The organism is Corallococcus sp. CA054B, assembly GCF_003611625.1.
Lineage (GTDB): Bacteria > Myxococcota > Myxococcia > Myxococcales > Myxococcaceae > Corallococcus > Corallococcus coralloides.
In genome coordinates this window covers 1-14,116 of record NZ_RAVY01000111.1, presented here as the reverse complement: position 1 = coordinate 14,116, position 14,116 = coordinate 1, and the positions used below count along the sequence as shown (strand labels likewise).

Here is a 14,116-nt window from a genome sequence, read left to right as displayed (position 1 = left end):
GGAAATGTGCCCATCCGTTGGGAGTGGAGCACCTCCCGGGCGCCCGGCTGGCCGCCTGCCGGAGGACAGCGGGCGGGCTGTCCTCCGCCGGGTACCAGTCCCACCTTGGAGGGGATGATGCCATCCCCCCAGGCCGAGCCCCGCGTCCTGCGCGAGAAACATCCCACCGAGGGCGCGGAGCGGGGCCGGCTGTCGCCCCGTCGAGAGGCACTGCTCCAAGCGCGCATCAAGGACCTGTCGCTGCGGCTGGGGGGCACGCCCCTGGAGCGCTACATCGCGCAGCTCCACGCGGAGCTGGAGGCGAAGGGGATCTCCTTCAAGCCCCAGTGCTACCTGTCCGACGAGTGGGGCTGTCCGTCAGGGGTGCCCGTCATCGGTCTGCCCTTCTACCTGGCGGATCCGGACCTGCTGTCCATCGAAGCGGAGCTGGGCGGAAGCGCGGAGACGGAGGCTGAAATCCTGATGTACCTGCGCCACGAGGCGGGCCACGCGTTCAACTACGCCTACCGCCTCTACGACACGGACGAGTGGCGCCGCGTGTTCGGCGACTATGGCCGGCCGTATCAGGATGACTACAAGCCCCGGCCCTTCTCACGCCGTTACGTCTTCCACATCTCCGGCTGGTACGCGCAGAAGCACCCGGACGAGGACTTCGCGGAGACCTTCGCGGTGTGGCTCACGCCGGACAGCGACTGGGCCGGGCGCTACCAGGGCTGGGGCGCGCTCAAGAAGCTCCAGTACGTGGAGGACATCGCGAAGCGCCTGGGCCGCGCGACGCCGCCCGTGCAGCTGGCCGAGCCCGACTTCACCACCGAGGAGATGGAAGGCACCGTCCAGGACCACTACCGCCAGCGCGAGCTGGACGAGAAGGTGGACGTGGAGCTGCGCAACGCCTTCGACCACGCGCTGGAGGACATCTTCTGGGGCCCGGGCGAGGCGCCGGTGAGCGCTTCGACGCTGGTGCAGGCGGAGCGCCAGCGCCTGCTGTCCACCGTGGGCCACTACGCGGGGGTGAGCCGGGGCGTGGTGCGCGCGCTCGTGGACCACCTGGCGGAGCGCACCGCCGCGCTGAACCTCACCCTGCACCCGGACGACAGCCGCGAGGCGGCGATGCAGCTGGCGTCGCTCGTCACCGTGCTGGCGATGAACTACCTGCACACCGACCGCTTCTTCGAGGACTGAAGCCATGCCCGTGAAGTCTCTTCGCATCGCCCTCCTCCACTACCAGGCCAAGGACGACCCGCCCGACCCGGTGGTGGAGCAGGTGGGCGCGGCGCTGCGCGCGGCCGGCCACGACACCCTGGACGTGCGCGTGGACGAGAGCGTCTCCGACCTGGTGCAGAAGCTCACGCGCGCCCGCGCGGATCTGGTGTTCAACCTCTGCGAGACGTTCGCGGAGGACTACCGGCTGGAGGTCAACGTCGCGGCGGTGCTGGAGCTGGCGCGCATGCCCTTCACGGGCGCCGGCACCGCGGGCCTGCTGCTCGCGCAGGACAAGGTGCTCACCAAGCAGCTGCTCCAGTTCCACGGCGTGCTCACGCCCCGCTTCGCCACCTTCGACGGCACGTCGTTCCAGACGAGCGGCGACCTGTCCTTCCCGCTGGTGGTGAAGCCCGCACGCTCGGATGCCTCCATGGGTCTGGGGGTGGAGAAGGACATGGAGGGGCTGGCCCGGCGGGTGAAGAAGATCCGCCAGGAGTACGACGACGAGGCGCTGGCGGAGGAGTACATCGAGGGCCGCGAGCTGTACGTGGGCGTGGTGGGCGACGCGGCGGCTCCAGAGGTCCTGCCGGTGGTGGAGCTGGACTTCGGCTCGCGGTGGAACCGCAAGCGGATGAAGATCGCCAACCGCGAGGTGAAGTTCGGCCCGGAGACGCCGGGCAGCCCGCACCTGGTGCTGCCCAGGGACCTGTCGGACGAGCTGCGGGGCCGCCTGGAGCGCGCGGCCGTCACGGCGTTCCGCGCGCTCAAGCTGCGCGACTACGCGCGCATCGACTTCCGCGTGTCCAGCCACACCAACGAGCCCTACCTCCTGGAGGTGAACCCCAATCCCTACCTGGAGACCCAGTGCGAGGTGGCCATGGGGGCGAAGGAGCGCGGCCTGGGCTACGAGGCGCTCGTGCAGCGCATCGTGGACACCGCGGCCCGGCGCCACGGCCTGGGCGTGGGGTCCAGGACCACGGTGGGTGCGCCCGCCCGGGAGCTGGCCCCCGCCCCGCACTGAAGCCTGCTCCGGCGTCGGGCGCGTGAGTGAAGCCCCCACGGCACCGGGCCCGGATTCCGGTGGCCCGGCCAGGGGCGTTGCTCTATGGGGGAGGCGTGCTCCACCGTCAGTTCCTGGACCATGCGAAGGCCGTGGCCCGCTTCGCGCCCGTGCGGCCCGCGGTGAAGGCAGGCTTCCGCGCCGCGCTCGCGTTCTTCGTCCCCACCATCGCCGGCACCGCGCTGAACCTGCCGGGTGCCCTGTGGCTCGCGGTGGGCGGCTTCAACACGTCCTTCGTGGACAAGGGCGGCTCCTACCACGCCCGCTTCCGCGCCATGGGCGGCACGGCGCTGGCGGCGGCGGTGTCCGCGGTGGTGGGAGGCCTGGCGGGAATGCACCCGGCCCTGGCCATTCCCGCCACCCTGCTGTGGGTGACGGCGTGGAGCTTCGCGGGCGTGTACGGCGCCGCGGCGAACCTCACCGGCAACGTCGCCGCCACCACCTTCGTCATCGCGCTGGGCCTGCCCGCGGCCGGTGTCATGAACGCGCTGGAGTCCGGCGCGGCGATGCTGGTCGGCTCCGCGTGGGCCATGATGCTGTCGCTGGTGCTCTGGCCCATCCGCCCATACCGGCCCGCGCGCAAGGCGGTGGCGGCGTGCTTCGACGCGGTGGCGGACTACGCGGAAGGACTGTCGCGCACGGTCCAGGGCGCGCGCGAGGACGCCTGGCAAACGCTCATCCAGGAGCAGCACGGGCGGATCCGCGAGACGCTGGAGCTGGCGCGCACCACGCTCGCGGCCACGCGCAAGGGCCGGGTGGAGCGCGGCCGGGGTGAGCGGCTGCTGGTGCTGCTGGAGTCCGCGGACGCGATGTTCATGGGGCTCATCGCCCTGGGCGAGCAGCTGGAGAGCCTGGGCCCCCCGGTGAGCGGCCCCGTGGGCGACCCGCGCGCGGCGGTGGCCGTGGCGCTGCTGGACTGCGCCAACACGGCCAGGGACCTGGTGCGGCTGGTGGAGCAGGAGGGCCGCAGCCGCAGGCCCCAGCCGGAGTGGGACGGACGCGCGCTGAAGGACGCGGTCGGAGACCTGGACGCGCGGGGGCTCGTCACGCGGCTGGAGCGGGCGCGGCTGACGGACATCGCCAGGCTGCTCACGGGGATGCGCGAGCGCGCGGACGTGGCGCTGGACACCGCATGCCGCCTGGCCGGCCCCCTCACCGAGACCCCGCCCCCCGCACGCGCGCTGGCCGAGGAGTCGCACACGTCCCTGATGGACCCCGTGCGCGCGCACCTCACGCTGGACTCGGAGGTGCTGCGGCACGCGCTGCGCGTGGGCATCACCACCACTGCGGCGGTCTACATCGCCAGCGTGTTCCGCCCGAACCACGGCTACTGGGTGACCATCACCGTGCTCACCATCATGCAGCCGTACACCGGGCCCACCTTCCTCAAGGCGCTCCAGCGTGTGCTGGGGACGGTGGTGGGCGGCCTGCTGGCCATCGCGGTCGCGTCCTGGCTCCAGAACCCGCACGCGATGATGGGCCTGTTGTTCTGCACCGCGGCCCTGTGCGTGAGCCTCATCCCGCTCAACTACGGGCTGTTCACCATCTTCGCCACGCTCACCTTCGTGCTGCTGGCGGAGATGGGCAGCGGGGACTGGACGCTGGCCCCGGTGCGCATCGTCAACACGCTCATCGGCGGCGCGCTGGCGCTCGCGGGCACCTTCTTCCTGTGGCAGCGCTCGGAGGAGCAGCGATTCCCCGCGCAGCTGGCGGACGCGCTGCGCGCGGACCGCGAGTTCTTCGACGTGCTCTCCCGCGGATGGAAGCAAGGCGGGGCACCCGATGCGACGGCGCTCGCGGAGGCGCGCCGCAAGCTGGGGCTGGCCACCATCAACGCGGAGACGTCCTTCCAGCGCCTGCTCAACGAACCGCGCTGGCGCACGGAGGCGGTGGAGCCGCTGATGACGCTGCTCGCCTTCACCCGCCGGTTCGCCGCCGTCTGCACCCTGCTCGCGTCACGGCCTTCCGTGCCCTCCACCCCGGCGGTGCAGGAGGCCCTGTCGCGCTTCGCGCGCGCCATGGACGCGAGCCTGGAGGACCTGGCGGACGCGGTTCACCACGGCCGCCCGCCCAAGCCGCTGCCCGCCTTCGACGCGCTCATCGGCTGGAACATCCCCACCCCGGACGCGGCCGGCGCGGCGATGGGAGCAGAGGCCCCCCTGCTCCAGTCCCAGCTGGAGCGGCTGGTGCGCCAGCTCACCGTGCTCCACACCGCCGCCACCCGCCGCCTGGAGGCCCTCCCCGCGGCTCCGGCCCAGGTCCAGCCATCCACGATTAGCGGGTCTTAGCTGAACAAGTTGAATAGGCTGCGGGACCCCTTCCTTGGTGTCTGGAGTCCCCCATGTCCTCCTGGCTGTCCCGAGTCCGCCTGCTGCTGGCCGCCTCCACCCTCCTGCCGCCTGTCGCGAGCGCGGCGAACGAGACCGTGCGGGTGTGGCTGACGACGACGTCCGGCAGCACGCTGGCGAAGAAGCTCAACGCGGAGGCGAACAAGGCGTTCGGTCCGGAGACGGGCAGCGCCACGGCCATCGACGTGAACGAAGGCGTGACGTACCAGACCCTCGACGGGTTTGGCGGCGCGCTCACGGATTCATCCGCGTGGCTCATCTTCAACTCGCCGCAGCGCACGGCCATCATGAACGACCTGTTCAGCGTGAGCGCGGGCGCGGGCCAGAGCGCCATCCGCCTGCCCATGGGCGCGTCCGACTTCGCGCGCAACAACTACACCTACGACGACACCTGCTGCGACCTGAACGACTTCTCCGTGGGTCACGACACGGCGTACATCCTGCCGCTCTTGAAGCAGGCGCGCGCCATCAACCCGGAGGTGAAGGTGTTCGCGGTGCCGTGGAGCGCGCCCGCGTGGATGAAGTTCAACAACTCGCTCACCGGCGGCGGCTACCTGCGCAATGACCTGTACGGCACCTACGCGAACTACTTCGTGCGCTTCGTGCAGGCCTACCAGGCGAACGGCGTGCCCATCCACGCGCTGAGCCTCCAGAACGAGCCGCACAACGCCAACGGCGGCTACGCGACGATGCAGATGGAGTCCAACGACCAATCCATCTTCGCGGCGCAGCACCTGCGCCCCGCGCTCAACGCCGCGGGCTTCAACGGCGTGAAGCTGCTCGCGTGGGACCACAACTGGCACGACGGCGCGGGCCCCGCGGGCTACCCGCACGAGGTGATGGCCTACAACGGCGGTCAGGCGCAGAGCGCCGTCGCGGGCGTGGCCTACCACTGCTACGAGAGCCCCGAGGGCAGCTACAGCGTCCAGTCCGCGTTCCATGACGCCTACCCCGCCAAGGAGGTGCACTTCACGGAATGCACCGGCGGCTTCTGGGCCACCAACGCCGCGGCGAACCTGGAGTGGGCGCTGCAGAACAACCTCTTCGGGCCGCTGCGCCACTGGTCGCGCACGTCCTTCTACTGGAACCTGGCGTTGGACCCGAACCACGGGCCGCGCGTGGGCGGCTGCGCGGACTGCCGGGGCATGTTCACCGTGGACAACGCCAACGGCACGTACACGCGCAACGAGGAGTACTACGCGTGGGCGCACCTGGCGAAGGTGGTGCGGCCGGGCGCGGTGCGCGTGGGCGCCACGTCGCTGGGCAACAACAACATCGAGACGCTCGCCTTCCGCAACCCGGACGGCTCGCGCGCGCTCATCGCGCTGAACTCGAATGACGGCGCCACGCTGTCCTTCAAGGTCCGCTGGAACGGCCAGGCCTTCGAGTACACGCTGCCGCCGCGCTCGGTGGCGTCCTTCCAGTGGGGCGGGACGTCCGGCCCGCAGGGGCCGTGGTACCGGCTGGTCAACAAGGCCACCGGAAGGTGCGTGGACATCGTGGGCCCGTCCGCGGCGGACGGCACCGGGCTGCACCAGTGGGCGTGCCACACGGGCTCAAGCCAGCAGTGGTCCCTGGTGGCCACGGACAGCGGCTACTCGCGGCTGGTGTCGCGCTACAGCGGCAAGGCGGTGGACGTGGCGGACGCAAGCCAGGCGGACGGCGCGCGCGTGCAGCAGTGGTCCTGGGCGGGCGGCGCCAACCAGCAGTTCAAGCCGGTGGCCACCACCGGCGGCTACACCCGCTTCGAGGCCCGCCACAGCGGCAAGGTGCTGGACGTGAGCAACTGTTGGAGCAGCGGCGACGGGGCCACCGTCCAGCAGTGGGTCTGGTCCAACAACGACTGCCAGCAGTTCCGCCTGGAAGCCATACCCTGATCAGGGCACCGTCGCCAGGAAGCCCTCGAGCAGGGTGTTCACCTGTTCGGGGGCGTCCAGCTGCACCCAGTGCCCCGTGCCCGTCACCAGCTTCGACGGAAGGCTCGGGACGAGCAGGTGGTACGCGCCGGGGGTCTGGTTGAGCGGCGTGATGACGGACAGGGCCGGGCCCGGGTAGCGCTTCAGCGCGGTGACGGGATCGAACTTGAGCAGCGAGCCCATGGCGGCCTTCACCGCCCCGCGCTGCGTGCGCCGCAGCTGCCCCAGCACCTGCTCACGCACCTGGGGCGTGGACGGCTCCAGCAGCGTGCCCCAGTACTGCTCGATGACCTGCGTCCAGCCGTCGGTGTCGAGCGCGGCCATCATCCCCTCGGCGGCCTCCTTCGGAACCTGGCGGCCGTCGGATGCCGGATCCAACAGGAAGAGCCCCGAGACGCGCTCCGGGTGCGCCGCCGCGTACGCCACGCACACCGCGCCGCCCAGGCTGTGCCCCACCAGCACCACGCGGGACAGCCCCAGCCCGTCCACCACCGTGGCCACGTCCTGGGAGAGGTCCTCCACCGTGAAGTCCGCGTCCGACGTGAGCGTGGATTGGCCGTGCCCCCGCAGGTCCAGCGCGACCGCGCGGCGCTGCTTGCGCACGTGCTGAAGCTGCGCCGCCCACTGCCGCGTGTCGCCACAGGCCGAGTGCACGAACACCACCGGCGTGCCCTGCCCCGTCCCGCCATCGTCCACGAACAGCTCACCCGCAGTGCCCTTCATGTCCTCGTCCCTTTCCGGGCCGGAAATCCGGCCACGCGTCGATGCCCGGAATCCTGCGCCTGTCGGCCCGCCTGGGGAAAGGCTGACGGCTCCAGCGCCGGATCCGTCCTGAGGGCAACACCCGGCGGGCCGCCCGTCGCACTCCCTCCAATCTTTTTCGATGCGGGTGGTTCCATTCGCCGCCCGCGCCCCCACTGTTTCCGCACCACCCCACCGCCCGTGAATTCCTCCGACGCCGAGAATGCCCACGCAGGCCGCACCTCCATCACGGTCCTCAACGTCAACGACGACCCGGCGACGCTGTACCTGCTCAGCCTCACGCTGAAGCAGGGCGGCTACCAGGTGCTCGAGGCCACGGGAGGGCGCGAGGCGCTCCGGCTCGCACAGGGGAAGCCCGACCTGGTGCTGCTGGACGTGCACATGCCGGACATCGACGGCTACGAGGTGTGCCGCCGCCTGCGCGCGGACGAGGCCACGCACGACCTGCTCATCGCCCACCTGTCGTCCATGTCCGTCCAGCGCGAGGACCGCGTGCGGGGCCTGGCCCAGGGCGCGGACGCGTACTGGACGCGGCCCCTGGCGGAGGACGAGCTGCTCGCGAACATCGAGGCGCTCCTGCGCCTGCAGACCCGCGCCCGGGACGCCGTGCGCGCGCGCGACCGGTTCCTCAGCATCGCCGCGCATGAGCTGAAGACGCCCCTCACCGTGCTGCGCCTCAACCTGGAGCGCGCGGTGGAGATGGTGGCCCACGACGCGGACGCCGACAGCGCCATGGGCAAGCGCCTCACCCCCGCGGTGCGCCACCTCACGCGGCTGCAGAACCTGGTGGACAACCTGCTGGACGTGTCCCGCCTGTCCACGCAGGGCATGGCGCTCCAGGTGGACACGGTGGACTTCTCCCAGGTGGTGCGCGAACAGGTGGAGCGCTTCCAGGCTCCGGCCCGCAGCGCGAACGTGGAGCTGACCGCGGAACTGCCGGACGCGCCCGTCCTCCTCTTCGGAGACCGGCGCCTGCTGGAGCAGGCCGTGGGCCACCTGCTGTCCAACGCCATCAAGTTCGGCGAGGACCGGCCCGCGAAGGCGCGCCTGTCCACGCACGAGGGCCACGCGGTGCTCGCCGTGGAGGACCAGGGCGTGGGCATCGCGCCGGAGGAGCACGCGCGCATCTTCCGCCGCTTCGAGCGCGTGGCCTCCGGAGGCCGCTTCGACGGGCTGGGCCTGGGGCTCTACCTGGCCCAGGAGATTGCCTCCGCGCACGACGGCACGTTGAGCGTGAAGAGCGCCCTGGGCCAGGGCGCGTGTTTCGAGTTGAGGCTGTCCCTGCATCGCACCCAGCGGTACTGACGCATCCCAAGGGAGAACGAGTCGTGTCGAACACCGAAGACGCGGACGGCAGCACCCCGTCCAGCGAAGGCAAGAGCCCGGCGAAGCGCCTCGTCACCAATGTGCCCCGCCTGGACTTCATCACCAAGGGCGGCCTCATCCAGGGCTCGTCCTACGCCATCATCGGCCCCCCGGGCTCTGGCAAGACGGTGCTGGCCAACCAGATCGCCTTCCAGCACGTGAAGAACGGCGGCAAGGCGCTCTACGTGACGCTGCTGTCGGAGTCGCACGGGCGCATGCTGGAGAACCTGTCGCAGATGACGTTCTTCGACGCCAGCGTCATCCCGGACCGGCTCCAGTACCTCAGCGGCTACCGCGACCTGGAGCGCGACGGGCTCAAGGGGCTCCTGGAGCTGTTGCGCAAGAACGCCCAGGCCCACGGCACCACGCTGCTCATCATCGACGGCATGGACGCGGCGAAGGAGTTCGCCCGCTCGGACCTGTCCTTCAAGCGCTTCCTCCAGGACCTGCAGACCTTCTGCAGCATCCTGGGCTGCACCACGCTGCTGCTCGCCCCGCACCATGAAGGGGAGATCCATCCGGAGAACACCGCGGTGGACGGCATCTTCCAGCTGTCGCTGTGGCTGCACGGCCCCCGCGCGGTGCGCGAGCTCATTGCCATCAAGTTCCGCGGCGGGCCGTCCCTCCTGGGCCGCCACGAGGTGGAGATCAGCAACCAGGGCATCGTCATCCACCCGCGCACGGAGGTGCAGTTCGCGCACCCCGCCGCGGAGGGGCGCGAGGACCGCATCCGCATGCCCTTCGGCATCCCGCGCCTGGACGACGCGCTCCGGGGCGGCGTGCTGTCCGGCTCCACCACGCTGCTCTTGGGCGCGCCCGGCACGGGCAAGACGCTCCTGGGGCTGCACTTCCTCCTCGAGGGCGCGCGCGCGGGGCAGCCGGGCGTCTACTTCGGCTTCTTCGAGACGCCCCCCCGCCTCATCGAGAAGGCGGAGGGCACCGGCATGGGGGACCTCAAGAAGTACGTGGACGAGGGCCTCATCGAGATCCAGTGGCAGCCGCCGCTGGAGCACAACATGGACTCGCTGGCGGAGAAGCTCCTGGAGCGCATCGAGGAGCGCAAGGTGGACAGGCTGCGCCTGTTCATCGACGGCGTGTCCGGCTTCCGCTCCGCGGCGGTGTACCCGGACCGCATGGGCCGCTTCTTCTCCGCGCTCACCCACCAACTGCGGATGATGGACGTCACCACGCTGTACTCGGATGAGACGCCCCTGTTCAGCCCCGGCGTGGACATGCCCCAGCCGGAGGCCGCGTCCACCGTGGAGAACGTCATCCTGGTGCGCTACGTGGAGCTGCGCTCGCAGCTCTACCGGCTGCTCTCCATCATGAAGATGCGCGAGAGCGCCTATGACAGCGGCATCCGCGAGTTCTCCATCAGCGAACAGGGCATCCAGGTCGCTGGCACCTTCGAGAGCGCGGAGAGCATCCTCACCGGCCACGCGCGCCTGTCCGGCGGCGAGAGCTCCCGCCCCGGCCGCGTGAAGGCCCCCCTGGGCGCGAAGAAGAAGCAGGGCCGCAAGGCACCCGCGAAGAAGAAGCCGGGCTCGAAAAAGGCTCCGGCGGGCGCGTCCCGGCGGAGGCGTTCATGAAGACCGTGCTCGTCGTGGACGATGAGCTGGACATCGCCGAAGCCATCCAGGCCATCCTGGAAGAGGAACAGCTGCGCGTCGTCGTCTGCGGCAACGGCCGCGAGGCGCTGGCCAGGCTCAAGGAGGAGAAGCCCGACCTGGCCATCATCGACGTGATGATGCCGGTGATGAACGGCTACGAGACCATCGACGCCATCCGCAAGGACGGCACCCACCACTTCCCCATCCTCGTCATGAGCGCCATCCAGCCGCCCAAGACCAAGATGGAGGAACAGCAGTGGGCCGGCTTCCTCAAGAAGCCCTTCTCCCTGCGAGACCTGGTGGACACCGTGGAGCGGCTGACGTCGTCGTAGGTTCCGCTCTCACTTTTTCAGCGCAAAGCATCCGCGGCGGGCAGGCAGCCGGCGCGGGTGCTTCCGGTTGAAATCGAAATATCGCGCGCGCACAGTGGGTCCACCTGACGCGACGCATCCATGCCTACTGAAGTCGAGCCGACCCCCTCCCGCGAGCCGGGCCTCTTCCGCCTCACCTGGCCCATCTTCTTCGAGATCTTCCTCTTCATGCTGATGGGCACGGCGGACACGCTGATGCTCAGCGGTGTGTCGGACGCCGCTGTCTCCGCGGTGGGTGTCGTCAATCAGTACGTCTTCATCTGCATCCTGGTGATGGAGGTGGTGAGCCACGGCGCGTCCATCGTCGTGTCCCAGTACCTGGGCGCGAAGCGCGGCACGGAGGCGGCGCGCATCGCGGCGCAGGCCATCACGATGAACTTCTTCCTGGGGCTCGCGGTGAGCGGCGGGCTGCTGCTGTCCGCGGACTTCATCCTGGGGCGGATGAACCTGGAGCCCCAGACGCGGGCGTACGCGAGCACCTATTGGCACATCGCGGGCGGCTTCCTGTTCCTGCAGGCGCTCATCAACGTCTTCTCCAGCCTCATCCGCACCTACGGCTTCACGCGGCAGTCCATGTACGTGGCCATGGGCATGAACGTGGTGCACGTGGTGGGCAACTGGGTGCTCATCTTCGGCCACTTCGGCATGCCGGCGCACGGAGTGGCGGGCGCGGCCATGTCCACCGTCTTCAGCCGCGCGATGGCGGTGGGCGTCTTCGCGTGGATGCTCTGGCGGGTGATGGACGTGAAGATGCGGCCCGCGCACTTCGTGGCGCTGACGCGTGAGTACGTGCGGAAGATTCTCCGCGTGGGCGTGCCGTCCGCGGTGGAGCAGCTGACGTACCACGCGTGCCAGACGGTGTTCCTGTACTACGTGACGTACCTGGGCCCGGTGGCGCTGGCGTCGCGGCAGTACGCCAACGCCATGTCCCAGTACGTGTTCCTGTGCAGCCTGGCCATCGGCATGGGCACGTCCATCATCGTGGGACGGCTCGTCGGCGCGAAGCGCTCGCAGGACGCGTACGCGCGCGTGCTCAAGAGCCTCAAGTGGAGCATCGGCATCACGGTGGCGGTGGACCTGACGGCCATCCTCTTCCGCGAGCCGCTCATCCGCCTCTTCACGCACGACGGCGACATCCTGCGGCTGACGTCACAGGTATTGGTGCTGAGCCTGCTGTTGGAGACGGGCCGCTCGTTCAACCTGGTGCTGGTGAACGCGCTGCGCGCCGCGGGCGACGCCACCTTCCCGGTCATCATGGCGATGATCTCCATGGTCTGCATGAGCCTGCCGCTGGGCTACTTCCTGGTGTTCCACCTGCACCTGGGGCTCGCGGGCGTGTGGCTCGCGGTGGCCGCGGACGAGTGGACGCGCGGCCTGGCCATGTGGCTGCGCTGGCGAAGCCGCGCGTGGGAGCGCCAGTCGCTCGTGTCCCCGGCGGAGGCGCCGGTGGTGATGGCACACTGAAGAGGGCTTGTCAGCGCGCCCGCCCTGCACGCCGGTACGGGGCGGCCGGGCGCCCTCCATCCCCGGCCCCTTCCGCTGGACGCGCCGCATCCCACTTTTGGTGGGCCGCGTTCCAGGCCAAACCGGGAGGTGCCCATGCTCGCCGTCGTCTACAAAGAGAACAACCAGGTGAAGGTGGAGGAGGTCGAGGATCCGAAGCTGGAGTCTCCCACCGACTGCGTCATCCGCGTCACCTCCGCCGGCATCTGTGGAAGTGACCTGCACATGTACGAAGGCCGCACCGCGACCAAGGCAGGACAGGTGTTCGGCCACGAGAACATGGGCGTCGTGGAGCAGGTGGGCCCTGGCGTCAGGAGCATCAAGAAGGGCGACCGCGTGGTGCTGCCCTTCAACATCGCCTGCGGCACCTGCTTCGACTGCGTGCGTGGCCACACCGAGTCGTGCCTCGTCGCCAACCCGGAAGCGCCGCACGCGGCCTACGGCTACGCGGGCATGGGCCCGTACCGTGGTGGACAGGCGGAGCTGCTCCGGGTGCCCTGGGCGGACTTCAACTGCCTGAAGATTCCCGGGCAGCCGGGCGACGACCTGGAGGACGACTTCCTGCTCCTGTCGGACGTGTTCCCGACCGCGTACCACGGCACCGAGCTTGCGAACGTGCGGCCGGGCGCCACCGTGGCCGTCTTCGGCGCGGGGCCGGTGGGCCTGCTCGCCGGCTACTGCGCGCTCCTGCGCGGCGCCTCGGAGGTCTACGTGGTGGACAGCGTCCCGGAGCGCCTGGCCAAGGTGAAGGAGATGGGCGCCATCCCCATCGACTTCACCAAGGGCGACCCGGTGAAGCAGATCATCGACCTGCGCCGCGGCAACCCGCTCATCATGGGCGCGCTGCGCGCCGGTGAGGAGAAGGCCATGGGCGTGATGTGCGGCATCGACGCCGTGGGCTACCAGTCGCGCGACATCAAGGGCGCGGACGCGCATGGCGGCCGGGAGAAGCCCACCCAGGTGCTGGAGCAGTTGGTGGAGCTGGTGAACCCCACGGGCTCCATTGGCGTCATCGGCGTCTACATGGCGCCGGACCCGGGCGCGCCGGACGAGAACGCGAAGCAGGGCATCTACCCGCTGCCGTGGGCCAAGGTGTTCGACAAGGGCATCACCGTGGGCACCGGCCAGACGCCGGTGAAGCGCTACAACCACTTCCTGAGGGACCTCATCATCGCGGGCCGCGCCAGGCCGAGCATGATCGTCAGCCACCGCCTGCCGCTCCAGGACGCGCCGGACGCGTACAAGAAGTTCGACGCACGCAAGGACGGCTACACCAAGGTCATCCTCAAGCCCCAGCTGAGTCCCAAGGCCCGCGCCTGAGGGACCTTGTCCCCACGTCCAGGTCCCGGGGTGCACACGCCCCGGGGCCTTGGCGGTATATGGTTTGACGGTGGTTGCCCTGGACAAACCCTCGACCGTGCTGGTGGTCGAAAGCTACGACGACCTGCGCGAGGCGCTGGCGGCCCTCCTCGTGTTGGAGGGCTACACGGTGCTGTCCGTGCCCTCGTCCACGCAGGCGCTGGACGTGCTGTCCCGGCTCCAGGACATCCCCTCGCTGGTGCTGCTCAGCCTGATGCTGCGCAACCCGGAGGACCAGCGCTTCCTCACCCGGCTGCGGAACCTGGGCCTGACGACGCGGCTGCCGGTGCTGGCGCTCACCGCGGACCCGGACCTCCAGGCGGCCCCGCCCGGGACGGTGTGCCTTCTGGGCAAGCCGGTGCGCACGGAGGTGCTCCTGGCCGCCGTGGACCGCTACCGGACCCGGCACTGATGGCCGGTGGCGTTGGGCGCCGATGTAGGCATGAAAACGCGGCAACTCCGGGCGGCAAGGGTCGATAATCCATCAACGTCCACCGTCTCGGTGGTTCGAGGGGGAAGACCTGACATGTCCAGAATCGGTGAGTCGATTGGCGGCGCCATCGCGGCGCGAGTGCAGCAGGCGTTGACCCCGCAGGTCCGCCCCCTGTCTCTTATACAC

At 70.0% G+C, this 14,116-nt stretch carries 11 protein-coding genes; 10 read left to right on the top strand and 1 reads right to left on the bottom strand.

The features are described 5' to 3' along the window. Positions 1-114: 114 nt before the first annotated feature. From D7V80_RS24665 to D7V80_RS24650, 4 genes are all read left to right on the top strand, one after another. Positions 115-1,182, top strand: a complete 1,068-nt coding sequence (locus tag D7V80_RS24665) for a putative zinc-binding metallopeptidase (protein ID WP_233585691.1) — start codon at positions 115-117, stop codon at positions 1,180-1,182. 4 nt (positions 1,183-1,186) lie between these two features. Beyond that, a complete protein-coding gene (locus D7V80_RS24660; RefSeq protein ID WP_120590495.1) occupies positions 1,187-2,224 on the top strand; it encodes an ATP-grasp domain-containing protein in 1,038 nt (345 codons plus the stop codon). 95 nt (positions 2,225-2,319) lie between these two features. Beyond that, positions 2,320-4,551 (top strand): FUSC family protein, encoded by a 2,232-nt coding sequence (locus tag D7V80_RS24655; RefSeq protein WP_120590505.1) that lies wholly within the window; start codon positions 2,320-2,322, stop codon positions 4,549-4,551. A gap of 53 nt (positions 4,552-4,604) precedes the next feature. Beyond that, positions 4,605-6,488, top strand: a complete 1,884-nt coding sequence (locus tag D7V80_RS24650; protein ID WP_120590494.1) for an RICIN domain-containing protein — start codon at positions 4,605-4,607, stop codon at positions 6,486-6,488. Here D7V80_RS24650 and D7V80_RS24645 read toward each other — a convergent pair whose 3' ends face one another. Beyond that, positions 6,489-7,250: an alpha/beta fold hydrolase gene (locus D7V80_RS24645; RefSeq protein WP_120590493.1), complete on the bottom strand. Its 762-nt coding sequence runs from the start codon at positions 7,248-7,250 to the stop codon at positions 6,489-6,491. It abuts the gene before it with no gap. A gap of 219 nt (positions 7,251-7,469) precedes the next feature. Between D7V80_RS24645 and D7V80_RS24640 the strand changes: the two genes are divergently transcribed. The 6 genes from D7V80_RS24640 (at position 7,470) to D7V80_RS24615 (ending at position 13,909) form a co-directional block, all read left to right on the top strand. After that, positions 7,470-8,594: a hybrid sensor histidine kinase/response regulator gene (locus tag D7V80_RS24640; RefSeq protein ID WP_199738844.1), complete on the top strand. Its 1,125-nt coding sequence runs from the start codon at positions 7,470-7,472 to the stop codon at positions 8,592-8,594. Between the two features lie 23 nt (positions 8,595-8,617). Continuing rightward, on the top strand, positions 8,618-10,243 hold the full coding sequence (locus D7V80_RS24635; RefSeq protein WP_120590492.1) for an ATPase domain-containing protein: 1,626 nt from the start codon (positions 8,618-8,620) through the stop codon (positions 10,241-10,243). Next, on the top strand, positions 10,240-10,596 hold the full coding sequence (locus tag D7V80_RS24630) for a response regulator transcription factor (RefSeq protein ID WP_120590491.1): 357 nt from the start codon (positions 10,240-10,242) through the stop codon (positions 10,594-10,596). The genes D7V80_RS24635 and D7V80_RS24630 overlap by 4 nt, the downstream gene beginning before the upstream one ends. Positions 10,597-10,716: 120 nt before the next feature. After that, a complete protein-coding gene (locus D7V80_RS24625) occupies positions 10,717-12,099 on the top strand; it encodes an MATE family efflux transporter (protein ID WP_120590490.1) in 1,383 nt (460 codons plus the stop codon). A gap of 135 nt (positions 12,100-12,234) precedes the next feature. Next, a complete protein-coding gene (locus tag D7V80_RS24620) occupies positions 12,235-13,458 on the top strand; it encodes a glutathione-independent formaldehyde dehydrogenase (RefSeq protein ID WP_120590489.1) in 1,224 nt (407 codons plus the stop codon). Positions 13,459-13,528: 70 nt separating this feature from the next. Next, the gene (locus tag D7V80_RS24615) at positions 13,529-13,909 is read left to right on the top strand and encodes a two-component system response regulator (RefSeq protein ID WP_370452532.1); all 381 of its coding nucleotides are present in this window, start codon (positions 13,529-13,531) and stop codon (positions 13,907-13,909) included. The last annotated feature ends 207 nt before the right edge of the window (positions 13,910-14,116 follow it).

What these genes read in the sequence shown, in the direction of transcription:
- D7V80_RS24665 (WP_233585691.1), top strand. Translation starts at nt 115, where the DNA reads ATGATGCCATCCCCCCAGGCCGAGCCCCGCGTCCTGCGCGAGAAACAT.
- D7V80_RS24660 (WP_120590495.1), top strand. Translation starts at nt 1,187, where the DNA reads ATGCCCGTGAAGTCTCTTCGCATCGCCCTCCTCCACTACCAGGCCAAG.
- D7V80_RS24650 (WP_120590494.1), top strand. Translation starts at nt 4,605, where the DNA reads ATGTCCTCCTGGCTGTCCCGAGTCCGCCTGCTGCTGGCCGCCTCCACC.
- D7V80_RS24645 (WP_120590493.1), bottom strand. Translation starts at nt 7,250, where the DNA reads ATGAAGGGCACTGCGGGTGAGCTGTTCGTGGACGATGGCGGGACGGGG.
- D7V80_RS24630 (WP_120590491.1), top strand. Translation starts at nt 10,240, where the DNA reads ATGAAGACCGTGCTCGTCGTGGACGATGAGCTGGACATCGCCGAAGCC.
- D7V80_RS24625 (WP_120590490.1), top strand. Translation starts at nt 10,717, where the DNA reads ATGCCTACTGAAGTCGAGCCGACCCCCTCCCGCGAGCCGGGCCTCTTC.
- D7V80_RS24620 (WP_120590489.1), top strand. Translation starts at nt 12,235, where the DNA reads ATGCTCGCCGTCGTCTACAAAGAGAACAACCAGGTGAAGGTGGAGGAG.